The 13,943-nt window shown below is 73.3% G+C and carries 14 protein-coding genes; 8 read left to right on the top strand and 6 right to left on the bottom strand.

All coding sequences use genetic code 11. The features are described from left to right. Nucleotides 1-52: 52 nt before the first annotated feature. Nucleotides 53-997, bottom strand: coding sequence for an RNA polymerase sigma-70 factor (locus ACZ6ZN_RS00575; protein WP_398107280.1), 945 nt, complete (start codon nt 995-997; stop codon nt 53-55). Between the two features lie 206 nt (nt 998-1,203). Here ACZ6ZN_RS00575 and ACZ6ZN_RS00570 point away from each other — a divergent pair, with 206 nt between their 5' ends. The 8 genes from ACZ6ZN_RS00570 (at nt 1,204) to ACZ6ZN_RS00535 (ending at nt 8,489) form a co-directional block, all read left to right on the top strand. Further along, nucleotides 1,204-2,862 carry an FAD-dependent oxidoreductase gene (locus ACZ6ZN_RS00570; RefSeq protein WP_469641988.1) on the top strand — a complete coding sequence of 553 codons (1,659 nt, stop codon included), beginning with the start codon at nt 1,204-1,206 and terminating at the stop codon, nt 2,860-2,862. Between the two features lie 336 nt (nt 2,863-3,198). Next, nucleotides 3,199-4,344 carry a SchA/CurD-like domain-containing protein gene (locus ACZ6ZN_RS00565; RefSeq protein ID WP_398107278.1) on the top strand — a complete coding sequence of 382 codons (1,146 nt, stop codon included), beginning with the start codon at nt 3,199-3,201 and terminating at the stop codon, nt 4,342-4,344. Between the two features lie 69 nt (nt 4,345-4,413). Beyond that, a complete protein-coding gene (locus ACZ6ZN_RS00560) occupies nt 4,414-4,857 on the top strand; it encodes a cupin domain-containing protein (protein WP_398107277.1) in 444 nt (147 codons plus the stop codon). After that, on the top strand, nt 4,854-6,119 hold the full coding sequence (locus ACZ6ZN_RS00555; RefSeq protein WP_469641985.1) for a beta-ketoacyl-[acyl-carrier-protein] synthase family protein: 1,266 nt from the start codon (nt 4,854-4,856) through the stop codon (nt 6,117-6,119). Before ACZ6ZN_RS00560 ends, ACZ6ZN_RS00555 begins: the two co-directional genes overlap by 4 nt. Then, nucleotides 6,116-7,369: a ketosynthase chain-length factor gene (locus tag ACZ6ZN_RS00550; protein WP_469641984.1), complete on the top strand. Its 1,254-nt coding sequence runs from the start codon at nt 6,116-6,118 to the stop codon at nt 7,367-7,369. The genes ACZ6ZN_RS00555 and ACZ6ZN_RS00550 overlap by 4 nt, the downstream gene beginning before the upstream one ends. 33 nt (nt 7,370-7,402) lie before the next feature. Further along, nucleotides 7,403-7,657, top strand: a complete 255-nt coding sequence (locus ACZ6ZN_RS00545) for an acyl carrier protein (RefSeq protein ID WP_469641982.1) — start codon at nt 7,403-7,405, stop codon at nt 7,655-7,657. 1 nt (nt 7,658) lies between these two features. Further along, nucleotides 7,659-8,129, top strand: a complete 471-nt coding sequence (locus ACZ6ZN_RS00540; RefSeq protein ID WP_469641980.1) for an SRPBCC family protein — start codon at nt 7,659-7,661, stop codon at nt 8,127-8,129. 27 nt (nt 8,130-8,156) lie between these two features. Next, nucleotides 8,157-8,489 carry a TcmI family type II polyketide cyclase gene (locus ACZ6ZN_RS00535; protein ID WP_469641978.1) on the top strand — a complete coding sequence of 111 codons (333 nt, stop codon included), beginning with the start codon at nt 8,157-8,159 and terminating at the stop codon, nt 8,487-8,489. A 124-nt stretch (nt 8,490-8,613) separates the two neighbouring features. Here the strand turns inward: ACZ6ZN_RS00535 and ACZ6ZN_RS00530 are convergent, their stop codons facing one another. From ACZ6ZN_RS00530 to ACZ6ZN_RS00510, 5 genes are all read right to left on the bottom strand, one after another. Beyond that, nucleotides 8,614-9,642 carry a methyltransferase gene (locus ACZ6ZN_RS00530; RefSeq protein ID WP_451877567.1) on the bottom strand — a complete coding sequence of 343 codons (1,029 nt, stop codon included), beginning with the start codon at nt 9,640-9,642 and terminating at the stop codon, nt 8,614-8,616. Nucleotides 9,643-9,733: 91 nt separating this feature from the next. After that, entirely contained in the window at nt 9,734-10,828 is a 1,095-nt protein-coding gene (locus ACZ6ZN_RS00525; RefSeq protein WP_451877568.1) for a right-handed parallel beta-helix repeat-containing protein, read from the bottom strand. A 121-nt stretch (nt 10,829-10,949) separates the two neighbouring features. After that, entirely contained in the window at nt 10,950-11,456 is a 507-nt protein-coding gene (locus tag ACZ6ZN_RS00520) for a GNAT family N-acetyltransferase (protein WP_469641976.1), read from the bottom strand. A 77-nt stretch (nt 11,457-11,533) separates the two neighbouring features. Then, nucleotides 11,534-12,223, bottom strand: a complete 690-nt coding sequence (locus ACZ6ZN_RS00515; protein ID WP_469641974.1) for an adenosylcobinamide amidohydrolase — start codon at nt 12,221-12,223, stop codon at nt 11,534-11,536. A 100-nt stretch (nt 12,224-12,323) separates the two neighbouring features. Next, nucleotides 12,324-13,829 carry an FAD-dependent oxidoreductase gene (locus ACZ6ZN_RS00510; protein WP_469641972.1) on the bottom strand — a complete coding sequence of 502 codons (1,506 nt, stop codon included), beginning with the start codon at nt 13,827-13,829 and terminating at the stop codon, nt 12,324-12,326. Nucleotides 13,830-13,943: the final 114 nt, after the last annotated feature.

Below are 13,943 nucleotides of genomic sequence, written 5' to 3'. Positions count from 1 at the left end.
CGTTTCCTGACAGCCAGGCCATGTGACGTGCGTCACGCGTTTCTGAGGGGGGTCAGAACGCCTGCAACAGGGGCTCCCCGTGCTCGGTGGCGGCCCACCGCTCCGTCGCGCGCTCCAGCTTGTCGGGGTTGACCTGGCTGCGGAACGCGGCGATGCCGTCGGCGCCGATCTCCAGGCACATGACGCCGACGACCCGGCCGTCGACCACCACCACCAGGGCCGGGCCCCCGTTCGCGGTCGAGGCGTAGATGTCCGGGGAGCCGCCGACCAGGTCGCGCTTGGCCTTGCTCGGCTTGAACAGCCCCCGCATGAACGTCGCGACCGCGGCGGCGCCCTCGAACGCGCGGGCGCGGGCGGGGACCTTGCCGCCGCCGTCGCCGACCGCCACGGCGTCCTGCGTGAGGAGCCGGACGAGCGGCTCGGTGCGACCGCTGGTGGCGGCCGCCAGGAACTCGTCGATGATCTTCCGGGCGGCCGCCTCGTCCACCTCGGCCCGGGCCTTGCCGGCCGCGACGTGCTTCTTCGCCCGGTGGTGGATCTGCTGGCTGGCGGCCTCGCTGACGTCCAGGATCTCGGCGATCTCCCGGTGCGAGTAGGCGAAGGCCTCACGCAGCACGTACACCGCCCGTTCGTTGGGTGACAGCCGCTCCAGCAGGACCAGGACGGCGTACGACACCGATTCGCGCTGCTCGGCCGTGTCCGCCGGGCCGAGCATCGGGTCACCGGCGAGCAGCGGCTCCGGCAGCCACTGACCGACGTAGGTCTCGCGGCGGGCGCGGGCCGAGGAGAGCTGGTTCAGGCACAGGTTCGTGAGCACCTTGGTCAGCCAGGCCTCGGGCACCTCGATGCGGTCGACGTCGGCCGCCTGCCAGCGCAGGAAGGTCTCCTGCACCGCGTCCTCGGCCTCGCTCGCCGAGCCGAGGAGACGGTAGGCGATGGCCCCCAGGCGGGGCCTGGCCGCCTCGAAGCGGTCCACGTCGTGCACGGTCAGCACCATGGCCCGGATCCTAACCGGCCCGCCCACCGGACGCGGCGGCCGGTGCGGGTGCGGGTGCGGGTGCGGGGGCGCCGGGTGGTCGTACGGCTCCGGCCCGCGAGCAGGCGGGTGAAGCCTGAGCCACCGTCAGCTCCCCGGGGCATGCATGAGGATCGCCGCCGTATCCCGGCCTGGGCGGCGGCATCGACGCGCTGGAGGCGAGAGTGATGAACGAACGAGCCGGACGGACGGGCCCCGACACCATCAGCGTCCCGGTCCTCATCGTGGGCGGCTCCCTGGTCGGCCTGTCGACGTCCCTGTTCCTGGGACGACTGGGTGTGCCGCACGTGCTGGTGGAGCGTCACGCGGGCACCTCGATCCATCCGCGGGGCCGCGGCAACAACGTCCGCACGATGGAACTGTTCCGGGTGGCGGGCGTGGAGCAGGCGATCCAGGACGCCGCCGCCACCCTGTCCGTCAACCACGGCATCCTCCAGACGCCCACGCTGGTCGGCGACGCGGGCGAGTGGCTGTTCCGGGACATCGACCCGGGCGGCGGCCTGGCCCGCTTCAGCCCCAGCGGCTGGTGCCTGTGCAGCCAGAACGACCTGGAGCCGGTCCTGCTCGACCACGCCCGCGCGCACGGCGGCGACCTGCGCTTCTCCACGGAGCTGATGTCGTTCGAGAGCGACGCCGACGGGGTGACCGCCCTGGTCAAGAACCGCGAGACGGGAGAGCACACCACCATCCGGGCCGACTACCTCGTCGCCGCGGACGGCCCGCGCAGCCCCGTGCGCGAACAGCTCGGAATCACCCACAGCGGACCGGGCGACCTGTTCCACAACGTCAGCCTGACCTTCCGCTCCCGCCGGCTCGCCGACGTCGTGGGCGACCGCCACTTCATCGTCTGCTACCTGACCGACCCGGAGGCCGACGGCGCCCTGCTGCCGGTGGACAACCGCGAGAACTGGGTCTTCCACGCCCCCTGGCACCCCGAGCGGGGACAGAGCCTGGACGAGTTCACGGACGAGATGTGCACCGACCACATCCGCCGCGCCGTCGGGGTCGACGACCTCGACGTGGAGATCACCGGCAAGGCACCCTGGCACGCCGCCCAGCGGGTCGCCCGCAGCTACCGGTCCGGCCGGGTGTTCCTCGCGGGCGACTCCGCCCACGAGATGTCCCCGACCGGCGCCTTCGGCTCCAACACCGGCATCCAGGACGCGCACAACCTGGCCTGGAAACTGGCCGCGGTACTCGACGGCTGGGCCGGCGAGGCACTGCTGGACACCTACGACGCGGAGCGCCGCCCCGTCGCCGAGGCCACCAGCGCCCGGGCCGCCGCCCGGTCGGCCGAGCACAGCCACCCCGGTTTCGCACCGCCGCCGGCCGCGGGCGGCGGCGGCCCGCAGCGGGGCATCCTGAACGTCGCCCTCGGCTACCGCTACACCCAGGGTGCCGTCGCCGGCGCCGACCCCGAGGCCCCCGTGGTGCCCGAGGGCCTCGACCTGACCGGCGCGCCCGGCACCAGGGCTCCCCACCTGTGGGTGCGCCGCGGGGACGACCGGATGTCCACACTCGACCTCTACGAGCGCTCCCTGGTGCTGCTCAGCGACGCCGCCGAGCCGAACGGGTGGCACGAGGCGGCCCTCCGCCTCGCCGGCGAGCTGTCCGCGCCGCTGGAGTCGTACCGGGTGGGCAGCGGGGACCGGGCGGACCTGGTCCCGGAGGACTCCGCCGACTGGGCGGAGCGCCACGGCACCGGTCCCGGCGGCGCCGTGCTCGTCCGGCCCGACGGGTTCGTGGCCTGGCGTTCCCGCGGAGCGGAGGCGGACGCCGAGGCGACGCTCCGCGACGTCCTGCGGACCGCGCTGGCCGTGGGCTGACGTCCGCACCCCCTCGCGGCCCGGCACGTCGAGCGCCGGGCCGCGGCCGTGCGGCGGGAAGCCGCCTGCGGGTTCCCTCCCGACGTGTGTAGACGGAAACCACCCGCGCCCGGCCCGGGCCGTCACCTGTGCGGGGGAGTACGGGCGGCGGAGCAGCGGCATCGCGCTTCGGCAGGTCCGCCCCGGCATATGCCCCCCGGCCGCACCCTCCGCATCACTCCTGCACTACATCCGAGTCGCGCGATGCGTGGAATCGGCCACAGGATCGAGGAACGCTGACGTCGCCCCTCTGCGACCGGCGCCCACTTTCCCCTCCGCGAAGGAGCTGTGCGCAGGATGACCACCACGTCCGAACGGGCCGCAGGTTCGCGGGTGCGGCAGGCGTCGCACCATGTCTCCCAGTCCGTCTTCGACGGCTCCCGGCTGCGCGTCGTCCTCCTGGTCGACGTGAACGACGGCGCGCAGCAGGAGTTCCTCGAAGCCTACGAGCAGCTGTGCAACCAGGTCGCGTCCGTCCCCGGGCACGTCAGCGACCAGCTGTGCCAGTCGATCGAGAACCCCTCCCAGTGGCTCATCACCAGCGAGTGGGAGAGCGCCCCGCCGTTCCTCGCGTGGGTCAACAGCGAGGAGCACGTGCAGATGGTGCGGCCGCTGCACAACTGCGTGCGCGACACCCGTTCGCTGCGCTTCCACGTCGTGCGCGAGACCGGCGGCCCGGCGGACGGCCCCGACGCGGCGCAGCGCCGCCTCCAGGCCGCGCCCCGGATCGGTGACGGCGTCATCCGGCACGCGCTGACCTTCACCGTCAAGCCGGGCAGTGAGGACGTCGTCGCCAAGATCCTCGCCGAGTACGCCTCGCCCGAGCCGAAGGTCGACGACTCCACCCGGCTGTGCCGCACCTCGCTGTTCATGCACGGCAACCGCGTCGTGCGGGCCGTCGAGGTGCGCGGCGACCTGTTGGCGGCCCTGCGCCACGTCGCCCGCCAGCCCGAGGTACGGGCCGTCGAGGAGGCCATCAACCCGTACCTGGAGCAGGACCGGGACCTCAACGACCCCGAGTCCGCCCGGGTTTTCTTCACCCGTGCCGCGCTGCCGGCCGTCCACCACGTGACGGCCCGGGACCAGGACGAGCGGGCCGAGCGGCACGCCCTGTACTACCCGGCCCGGCCGGAGTGCGGGATGCGGCTGGCCGAGCTCCTGGCGCACCAGGACGAGGCGGCCGCGGACGACCCGCGCAGCCCCGTCCTGCGCAGCACGATCTTCCAGCGCGACGACGTCGTCGTCCGGCTGGTCGACGTGCGCGGCGCGCTGGAGGACGGCGACCCGGCCCACATCCTCGGACTGTCCGACCCGGCGCGGACGGCCGAACTGACGACGCTCCTCGACGACGCCGCGGACGCGTCCGGGGACGCCGGCCCGGCGCGCCTGCTGGAACTGGCGCGCATGGACTTCGTCACCGACCGCCGGGCGCCCGACGCCTGACCGTCCACCCCCGGGGAGAGGCGGAGCCCGCCTCTCCCACGCCGGTGCAGCACATCAACGGAGGAACGCGTGATCACATCCCGTCCCAAGATCGTGAGCCTGAACGACGTCGAGCCCAACCGCCGGCGAGGCGGTGACCTGCGCGCCATGCTCACCCCGGCGGCGGTGGGCGCCACCAGCGGCTTCATGGGCGTGGCCCTCATCGAGCCCGGCGACCGCATCGGCGAGCACTACCACCCCTACTCCGAGGAGTTCGTGTACGTGGTGTGCGGGCAGCTGGAGGTCGACCTCGACGGGGAGCCGCACCCGCTCCTGCCCGAGCAGGGCCTGCTGATCCCGCTCAACGTGCGCCACCGCTTCCGCAACGTCGGCAACGTGGAGGCGCGCCTGGTGTTCCACCTCGGCCCCCTCGCCCCGAGCCCGCCGCTGGGCCACGTGGACACCGAGGAGACCGACGCCGAGTCCGCGGTGGTGGGGGCGGAGGCGGCCGGACGAGACCAGGTCCCGTCATGACCCGACGTGTGGCGGTCACCGGTATAGGCATCGTCGCGCCCGGCGGCATCGGCGTCCCCGCCTTCTGGGATCTGCTGTCGGCCGGGCGCACGGCGACCCGCGGCATCACGTTCTTCGACCCGGCGGGCCTGCGGTCGCGGATCGCCGCCGAGTGCGACTTCGATCCCGCCGCGCACGGACTGGCGGCGGGCGAGGCGGAACGCTCCGACCGCTACATCCAGTTCGCCATGGTGGCGGCGGACGAGGCGGTACGGGACGCCGGTCTCGACGTGGACGCCGAGAACCCGTGGCGGGTCGGCGTCTCGCTGGGCACGGCGGTCGGCGGCACCACCCGGCTGGAGAACGACTACGTCCTGGTCAGCCACGGCGGTGAGCGCTGGGACGTGGACCACCGCCGGGCGCGCCCGGACCTGCACCGCGCGTTCTCGCCCAGCACCCTGGCCTCGACGGTCGCGGAGCGGTTCGGGGCGCGCGGCCCGGTGCAGACCGTCTCCACGGGCTGCACCTCCGGACTCGACGCGGTGGGCTACGCCTTCCACACCGTCGAGGAGGGCCGGGCCGACGTCTGTATCGCCGGCGCCTCGGACTCGCCGATCTCCCCGATCACCATGGCCTGCTTCGACGCCATCAAGGCCACCTCGCCCAACAACGACGACCCGGCCCACGCCTCGCGACCCTTCGACGCCGACCGGGACGGGTTCGTCATGGGCGAGGGCGGCGCCGTCCTCGTCCTGGAGGAGCTGGAGCACGCCCGGGCCCGCGGCGCCCACGTGTACTGCGAGCTCGGCGGCTACGCCACCTTCGGCAACGCCTACCACATGACCGGCCTGACCAGTGAGGGCGTGGAGATGGCCCGTGCCATCGAGGAGGCCCTCGAACACGCCCGGCTCGACCCCACCGCCGTCGACTACGTCAACGCGCACGGCTCGGGCACCAAGCAGAACGACCGCCACGAGACCGCGGCGGTGAAGCGGGTGCTGGGCCCGCACGCCTACGAGACCCCCATGAGTTCCATCAAGTCGATGGTGGGCCACTCCCTGGGCGCCATCGGGGCGATCGAACTCGTCGCGTGCGTCCTGGCCCTGGCGAACCAGGTGGTGCCGCCGACCGCCAACTACGACACGCCCGACCCCGAGTGCGACCTGGACTACGTGCCGCGTGTGGCCCGTGAGCGCAGGCTCGACAGCGTGCTCTCGGTGGGCAGCGGCTTCGGCGGCTTCCAGTCCGCGGTGGTCATGAGCCGGCCGAGGGAGACACGATGAACGCATCCCGCCCACGGCGCGCGGCCGTCACGGGAGTCGGTGTGATCGCGCCCAACGGATCCAGTACCGAGACCTTCTGGAAGTCCACCCGGGAGGGCATCAGCGTCCTGGACCGGGTGACCCGCGAGGGCTGCGAGCACCTGCCGCTGCGCGTGGCGGGCCAGGTGCGCGACTTCGACCCCTCGGCGGCGATCGAGGAGCGCTTCCTCGTCCAGACCGACCGGTTCACCCACTTCGCGATGGGCGCTGCCGATCTCGCCCTGGACGACGCCCGGTTGCCCCGGTCGGAGACCGACAACGCGCCGTTCTCCGTCGGCGTGGTCACCGCGGCCGGCTCCGGCGGCGGCGAGTTCGGCCAGCGCGAACTGCAGCAACTGTGGGGCAAGGGCAGCCGCTACGTCGGCCCGTACCAGTCCATCGCCTGGTTCTACGCCGCCAGCACCGGCCAGATCTCCATCCGCCGCGGCTTCAAGGGCCCCTGCTCGGTGGTCGCCGCCGACGAGGCGGGCGGCCTGGACGCCCTCGCGCACGCCGCCCGGGCCGTGCGCCGCGGCACCGACGTGATCGTGGCCGGATCGACCGAGGCACCGATCGCGCCCTACTCGGTGGTCTGCCAACTCGGCTACGAAGAGCTCAGCACGGTCGACGACCCGACTCGGGCCTACCGCCCGTTCACCTCCTCGGCCTGCGGGTTCGTGCCCGCGGAGGGCGGCGCCATGCTCGTCGTCGAGGCGGAGGAGACGGCCAGGGCGCGGGACGCGCGGGTGCGGGCGCACCTGGCCGGGCACGCGGCGACCTTCACCGGCGCCTCCCGGTGGGAGGAGTCCGCCGAAGGGCTCGCGCAGGCCGTGCGCGGCGCCATGGCCGAGGCCGAGTGCGCCCCCGAGGAGATCGACGTGGTCTTCGCCGACGCGCTCGGCGTGCCGCTGGCCGACCGTGCCGAGGCCCTCGCCCTCGCCGACGCCCTGGGAGCCCACGGCACCCGGGTGCCCGTCACCGCGCCGAAGACCGGCATCGGCCGCGGCTACTGCGCGGGACCGCTGATGGACGTCGCGGCGGCGGTGCTCGCCATGGAGCACGGCGTGATCCCGCCGACGCCGAACGTCTTCGACGTCTGCCACGACCTCGACCTCGTGACGGGGCAGGCCCGCACCGCCGAGGTGCGCACGGCCCTGGTCCTCAGCCGGGGACTCATGGGGTCCAACTCGGCGCTGGTGCTGCGGCACGGCGCCACCGGCGCCTCGTCGTGAGGCGCCTCGGAACAGGAGAGGAAGGAAAACGCCATGAATGACCGCATCACCGTGGAAGAGCTGTCCGAACTCATGAAGAAGTGCGCCGGTGCCACCGTCAGCCCGGCCGAACTGCGCCAGGAGGGTGCGCTGTTCGAGTCCATGGGCGTCGACTCGCTGGGCCTGCTGGGCATCGTGGGCGAGCTGGAGAACCGGTACGGCACGCCGATGCCCACGGATGCCGAGCGCTCCAAGTCGCCCCGGCAGTTCCTCGACCTCGTCAACGGCGCCCTTCTGGCAGGAGCGTGACATGGCCGGGCACACGCAGAACGAGATCACCATCGCCGCGCCCGTGGACCTGGTGTGGGAGGTGACCAACGACCTGGAGAACTGGCCGCAGTTGTTCAGCGAGTACGCCTCCGTCGAGATCCTGTCCCGGGAGGGCCGCAGGACGACCTTCCGCCTCACGATGCACCCCGACGAGAACGGCACCGTGTGGAGCTGGGTCTCCGAACGCGAGCCGGACCGCGACACCCTCACGGTCGACGCCCGCCGGGTCGAGACCGGCCCCTTCGCCCACATGGACATCCACTGGCAGTACGAGGAGGTCCCGGGCGGCACGCGGATGGTGTGGACGCAGGACTTCGCGATGAAGCCGGACGCACCGGTCGACGACGTCTGGATGACGGACAACATCAACCGCAACTCCAAGGTGCAGATGGGCCTGATCCGCGACCGCATCGAGAAGATCGCCGCCGAGCGCGGCGAGAGCCCGGTCTGACCCGCTGAACCGGACGGAGCACACCCCATGCACCAAGCCCTGATCGTCGCCCGGATGGCCCCGGGATCGGCGCCCGACATCGCCAAGGTGTTCGCGGAGTCCGACCGTGGGGAACTGCCGCATCTCGTCGGCGTGACCCGGCGCAGCCTCTTCCAGTTCGGCGATGTGTACATGCATCTGATCGAGTCCGAGCGCGAGCCCGGGCAGGCCATCGCGCAGGTGGCCGGGCACCCCGAGTTCCGCGACATCAGCGAGCGGCTGGAGGCGTACGTCAGCGCGTACGACCCCGCCACCTGGCGTTCCCCGAAGGACGCCATGGCGCAGCGCTTCTACCTCTGGGAGCGCGAGCCGGTCGGCTGACCGCCGCCGGACCTCACCGGTTCGCCGGGCCCACGACGTCGTGGACCCGGCGAACCGGCGTCTGCGGCCGGCCGGGGGAGACCCGGGGTCGCCGGGGCTCCCGCGCGTCCGGGGTGCGCTCGGGTCAGCCGGGGATGTGGCAGTCGAACGCGTGCAGATAGGGGTTGACGGGGCTGATGTCGTCGATGACCAGTCCCGCCTTGGTCAGCCGGTCCACCATGCTCTGCGTGGTGTGCTTCGCCCCGCCCACGTTGAGGAGCAGCAGCAGGTCCATCGCGGTGCTGAACCGCATGGAGGGCGTGTCGTCGACGAGGTTCTCGATGACCACGACACGCGTGCCCGCGCCACCGGCCTCACGGACGTTGCGCAGGGTCCGGGTGGTGCTCTCGTCGTCCCACTCCAGGACGTTCTTGATGACGTAGACGTCGGCGCGCACCGGCACGGCCGAGCGGACGTCGCCCGGCACCACGCGCGCCCGGTCCGCCAGGTCCCCGCCCGGCAGCAGCCGCGGCACCGCGTTCTCCACCACCCGGGGAAGGTCGAGCAGCGTGCCCTCCAGGGTGGGGTACTTGTCCAGCAGGCTCGCCACCACGTGCCCCTGGCCGCCGCCGATGTCGGCGACCGACGCGCAGCCCGTGAGGTCGAGGAACCGGGCGACGTCCTGCGCCGACTGCACGCTGGAGGTCGTCATGGCGCGGTTGAAGACGTCGGCGGACTCCGGGGCGTCCTCGTTGAGGTAGGGGAAGAACTCCTTGCCGTACAGCTCCTGCACCACGCTGCGGCCGGTGCGCACCGCCTCGTCCAGCTTCGGCCACACGTCCCAGGTCCAGGGCTCGGTGCACCACAGGGCGATGGCCCGCAGGCTGTCCGGGTCGTCCTCGCGCAGCAACCGCGAGACGTCGGTGTGCGCGAACGTGCCATCGGGACGCTCGCTGAAGACGCCGTAGCAGGACAGGGCCCGCAACAGCCGTCGCAGCGGGGCGGGTTCCGTCTTCACGGACGCCGCGATGTCCTCCACGGCCATCGGCGTGTCACCGAGGGCGTCGGCCACGCCCAGCCGGGCGGCCGCGCGCAGGGCGGCGGCGCAGGCCGCCCCGAAAACGAGCTCCCGCAGCCGCATGGACGGCGGAGGAGCGGGCTGAGTGGTCGTCATGTGCCGCCTTCCTGATCGATTCACGTGAAGCACGAGGGTCGTCGGACGTGTGGGGGACGGGCGCTGCGGCGCGCAGGGCGACGCCGCGCCGTCAGCACAGACCGGCGGGCTGCGAGGAGACGCAGGAGTTGCCCTGGAACGTGTTGCCCTTGCCGGGGTCCGTGTTGACCAGGTCCGCCGGGGAGTTGCCGCTCAGCAGGTTGTCGCTGATCCGGTTCCGCTCACTGGGCGTGCCCACGAAGCTCTTGAACACGACGATGCCGCCCGACAGCGGGGACGTGCCGGCGTTGTCCCTGATCACGTTGTGGGTGATCACATTGTCGTCGGTGCCCGTCAGCACGATGCCGGAGCCCTGGAGGGCGTCCAGGCGCGCGGTCTTCGGGCAGGACTTGTTGTTGCGCTCGATACGGTTCTCGCGCACGGTCACCCGCCCGGCCTTCGGCTTGTTCTCGTCCCCGACGAGGAACACCGCCGCGCAGTTGCCCGTCAGGCGGTTGCCGACGACGGTCAGGTTGCGCAGCCGGCGGACGGTGACGCCGATCCGGTTGCCCTCCAGCCGGTTGCGCTCCACCACCGTGCCCCGGGCGTCCGAGGCACCTTCCTCCTCCGTCACCGTGTTGGCGAGGAACAGGCCCGCGTCACCGTTGTCCCGTGCGGTGTTGCCGCGGAACACCCCGCGCGGCGAGCGCTCGGTGGCGATGCCCCAGACCCCGTTCCCGACCGCGGCGACGCTGCGCACGGTGAGCGCCTCGGCCGAGTGGGCGTACACGCCGGTCTTGCGGAAGCCGGTGACCGTCAGGGAGGCGATGGTGACGCCCTTGACGCTGTCGGTCCTGGTGCCCGTGACGCAGATGCCGTTGCCGGCCGCGGCACACGCCCCGGCGGCGGCCGACGCGGCCTTGGCGGTGGAGGAGGCGCCGGTGGCCGCCGCGGGCCGGAGCACGGTGCCGCGGCCCATGCCGCGCAGGGTGATCCCCGGCGTGGTCACGTCGACGCTGCCGTGGTGGACGCCGTGCGCCAGCAGCACGGTGTCGCCGGGCCCGGCCGCGTCGACCGCCTGCTGGATCGAGTCGCCCGGCTTCACCAGACGGACGGTGTGCGCGGCGGCGGTGGACGGAGCGGCACCCAGGCTCGTCCCGAGCAGCGCGGCCGTGCACGCCAGATACGCGATATGGCATTTGTTCATATCGCGCAGGTTATGTTCCCCTTGGCCGGGAACCGGTGCGATGGGCCATCCGGCGGCGTGGCATCAGGCGCGTTCCGCCACCCGCCCGCAGTCGGGAGCCGCACGGGATCGCGGAGCGGCCTCAGGCCTCCCGGCCGTCCGTGGCCCCCGTCGCCCGGGGTGCGTGGCGCAGCCACCTGTAGGCGACCGGCTGAACGGCGTTCCAGCTCTGTGCCAGCCCGTCGTCCACCGGCACGAACCCGGCGCCCAGATAGCACCGGAGGGCCCGGTCGTTGTCCGGGTGCACCCGAAGGAAGACGTCGGCGAAGCCGGCCTCGACGGCCCGGGTGGTGAGTGCCGCCACGAGCGCACGGCCCCGTCCCTCGCCCCGGGCCCAGGGCGCCACGATGAGCCGCGCCAGCTCGACCTCGCCCTCCTCGGTGTCGAACCACAGCTCCCCGTACGCCAGGGGCCGTTCGCTGTCGACCAAGACGTGGGCCCGTACGTCGTCGTCCTCCTGCCACCCGGTGACCGTCCGCGCGGACAGGGGGAACTCGCGCCGCCCGCACCACATGAGGACCTCCGCCGCGGACGCCGGCCAGCCGGCGACCGCCGGCGCATGCCGAGGGGCGAAGGGGTGAAGTTCCATGATCACCTGCCGTCCGAGCGCTTCCGGGGCAGCGACGGTACGCCGGACGGCTCCCGGCGAGCCACAGGTTTCCGGCCTCACACCCCGGCGGGGGCGGCGGCGTCGCGCACGGCCCGGTGGACGGCGCGGGCCAGCCGCGCGCCCCACAGCGAGCGGGGGCCGGCGAAGGCGTGCACCTCGTCCCCGGGCAGGGGGGAGCGGGCGGCGACGCACACGGCGTCCGTCGGGGTCCCGGAGCAGTCGTGGCCCGCGTCGAGCAGCGCCTGCACCTTCGCCTCGGTGGCCGTCGCGACGGCGTTGACCAGGGCGGCGTCGGACAGGGCCACGGGCAGCGCGACGACGATGTTGACCGTGCCCGGGCGTACGTCCGCGTCACTGCCCGCCACCGGGGAGGCCGCCCAGCCCCGCACCCCCAGGCCCGCGGTGGCGAACGCCTCCACGCCGCCGTCCCGGGCGCGGCCGTGAGCGCGGACGTCGGCCGCCGTCATCAGCCCGACGCCCGGCCCGCCGGCCCCGGCGGCCCGGGCGAGTTCCGCCAGGTGCCGGTCGGGGTCGGTGCGCCGGTAGCCGTGCGCGACCTGGGCGTTGAGGACGAACGTCCGCGTCCCGATGCCTCCCCCGAGGACGGCGCTGCTGACCATCCGCCACCCCTCGCCCGCCCGCCACAGCAGCCCGTGGAGCAGCTCGCCGTCCTCGACGCGGCTGAACCGCTCCACCGTCAGCAGTTCGGTGGCGGCGGGGCGGGGCAGCGGGATCGCGGCGGTCACGGACGGGCACTCCTTGCAGGACGGCTACCGGCCGATCGTATGCCGGGTCCGCCCCGCGCCCGAGGGGCGGACCCGGTGTGGGCCCGATCAGGGCGCTTGCTCACGGCTGCCCGGCACGCAGACCGATCCCGGTCAGATACCGCTCGACGTGTGCGGGCGCGTCGGTGGCCAGGCCGATGTGGTGGTCCGGGCGGATCACGAACAGTCCACTGCCCAGTGCCTCGGCGAGCGGGCCGCCGGTCACCCGGTGGGTGCGCAGGCCGGGCATCGGCCGCGGCGGCGCGCAGTCCACGGCGAGCAGGGTGAACTCCGGCCCCCGCAGGAGGTCGAAGAGGCGCTCGCAGGGGCCGTCGGCGGTGACGCACGGCAGGTCGGGAGCACGGTCACCGGCCCGGACACCGCTCGCGGAACGGTCGGCGCGGGTGTCGGTCGAGAGACTGCTGTCGCGGTAGTGCACCGACAGCAGGTGGCAGACCTTGCCCCGGTAGCGGGCCTGCTCACCGGCGTCCTGGGTCCTGCGTCCGGCCCGGTACAGCCGTGTGCTCAGATCCAGCACGTCGGCGGCCGCCGCCCGGCGCTCGGCCTCGTAGCTGTCCAGCAGCGTGTCCGGGGCGTGGGACCCCGCGACCAGCGCGAGCTTCCAGCCGAGGTTGCAGGCGTCCTGCACGCCGATGTTCAGTCCCTGGCCGCCGCCGGGCGGGTGCAGGTGAGCGGCGTCCCCGGCCAGGAGGACACGTCCCTGCCGGAAGCGCTCGGCCAGCGCGGTGCGGGGCCGGTAGAACGAGAACCACCCCACCTCCGTGACGGCGTCCGGGGGGAGATGGGTCCGGGCGGCGACCAGTGCGCGCACGGTCTCGGGTGCCGCGGTGAACTCCTCCCCGGTGATCTTGGCGTTGAGCTGGAAGTCCTCCGTACCCGGCAGCGGGCACATCAGCAGCTCACCGGCCGGGTCGGGCCAGATGTGCCAGTGCTCGCGGTCCAGTCCCCGGACGCGGACGTCCGCCACCACCGCCGAGCGGAGCCCGCCGTCCTCGCCCTTCATGGCGATGCCCGACGCCTCACGGACCGTGCTGTGGCCGCCGTCGGCACCCACCAGGTAGAGCGCCGGGACCAGCCGCCGGCCACCGTCGCAGGACGTCACCTCGGCCGTCACCTGCGTGTCCGACTGCGTCAGGGAGGTCAGCCGCGCACCGCACTCCAGCGTCCCGCCGAGTTCGAGGAAGCGGTCGCGCAGGATCTCCAGCGTGCGCCACTGCGGGACCAGCCACGGCCGCGGATGGCGCGACACCGGGGCGTCCGGGTCCGGTTCGATCAGCTGCCATTCGCCCCCGCGCTCACCGTTCCGCCACGTCTGCATGGGCGGGAAGAGGGAACCGGCGGCCTGCACGGCGTCGCCCACGCCGAGGTCGTCGAACACCTCCAGCGTGCGTGACTGCAGGCTCTTGCCGCGGGAGCCCGCGGGCAGGTGCTCGGCCGCCTCGACGACATGGGTGCGCACACCGCGCCGGGCCAGGTCGCAGGCGAGGGTGAGACCGGTCGGTCCGGCGCCGACGACCAGAACGTCCGCGGCCGGCTGCCGGGGTGACGAAGGGGTGGGATCAAGCACGTCTCCCTGCTTTCTGCCGTTTGACCGGCACTGGGTGCATGGAGCGGCGCTCTGCCGCACTATGCGGAATGTCCCCCTCGGGCAGGGCGGCCGAGGCCCGTGCCGACCGGTTCC

This window comes from Streptomyces sp. NPDC053665, assembly GCF_055585285.1.
This window is presented reverse-complemented; position numbering and strand designations above follow the sequence as displayed.

Bases quoted from the DNA above. Each gene is read 5' to 3' on its own strand.
- ACZ6ZN_RS00575 (WP_398107280.1), bottom strand. From the start codon at position 997: ATGGTGCTGACCGTGCACGACGTGGACCGCTTCGAGGCGGCCAGGCCC.
- ACZ6ZN_RS00570 (WP_469641988.1), top strand. From the start codon at position 1,204: ATGAACGAACGAGCCGGACGGACGGGCCCCGACACCATCAGCGTCCCG.
- ACZ6ZN_RS00565 (WP_398107278.1), top strand. From the start codon at position 3,199: ATGACCACCACGTCCGAACGGGCCGCAGGTTCGCGGGTGCGGCAGGCG.
- ACZ6ZN_RS00555 (WP_469641985.1), top strand. From the start codon at position 4,854: ATGACCCGACGTGTGGCGGTCACCGGTATAGGCATCGTCGCGCCCGGC.
- ACZ6ZN_RS00550 (WP_469641984.1), top strand. From the start codon at position 6,116: ATGAACGCATCCCGCCCACGGCGCGCGGCCGTCACGGGAGTCGGTGTG.
- ACZ6ZN_RS00545 (WP_469641982.1), top strand. From the start codon at position 7,403: ATGAATGACCGCATCACCGTGGAAGAGCTGTCCGAACTCATGAAGAAG.
- ACZ6ZN_RS00540 (WP_469641980.1), top strand. From the start codon at position 7,659: ATGGCCGGGCACACGCAGAACGAGATCACCATCGCCGCGCCCGTGGAC.
- ACZ6ZN_RS00535 (WP_469641978.1), top strand. From the start codon at position 8,157: ATGCACCAAGCCCTGATCGTCGCCCGGATGGCCCCGGGATCGGCGCCC.
- ACZ6ZN_RS00530 (WP_451877567.1), bottom strand. From the start codon at position 9,642: ATGACGACCACTCAGCCCGCTCCTCCGCCGTCCATGCGGCTGCGGGAG.
- ACZ6ZN_RS00525 (WP_451877568.1), bottom strand. From the start codon at position 10,828: ATGAACAAATGCCATATCGCGTATCTGGCGTGCACGGCCGCGCTGCTC.
- ACZ6ZN_RS00520 (WP_469641976.1), bottom strand. From the start codon at position 11,456: ATGGAACTTCACCCCTTCGCCCCTCGGCATGCGCCGGCGGTCGCCGGC.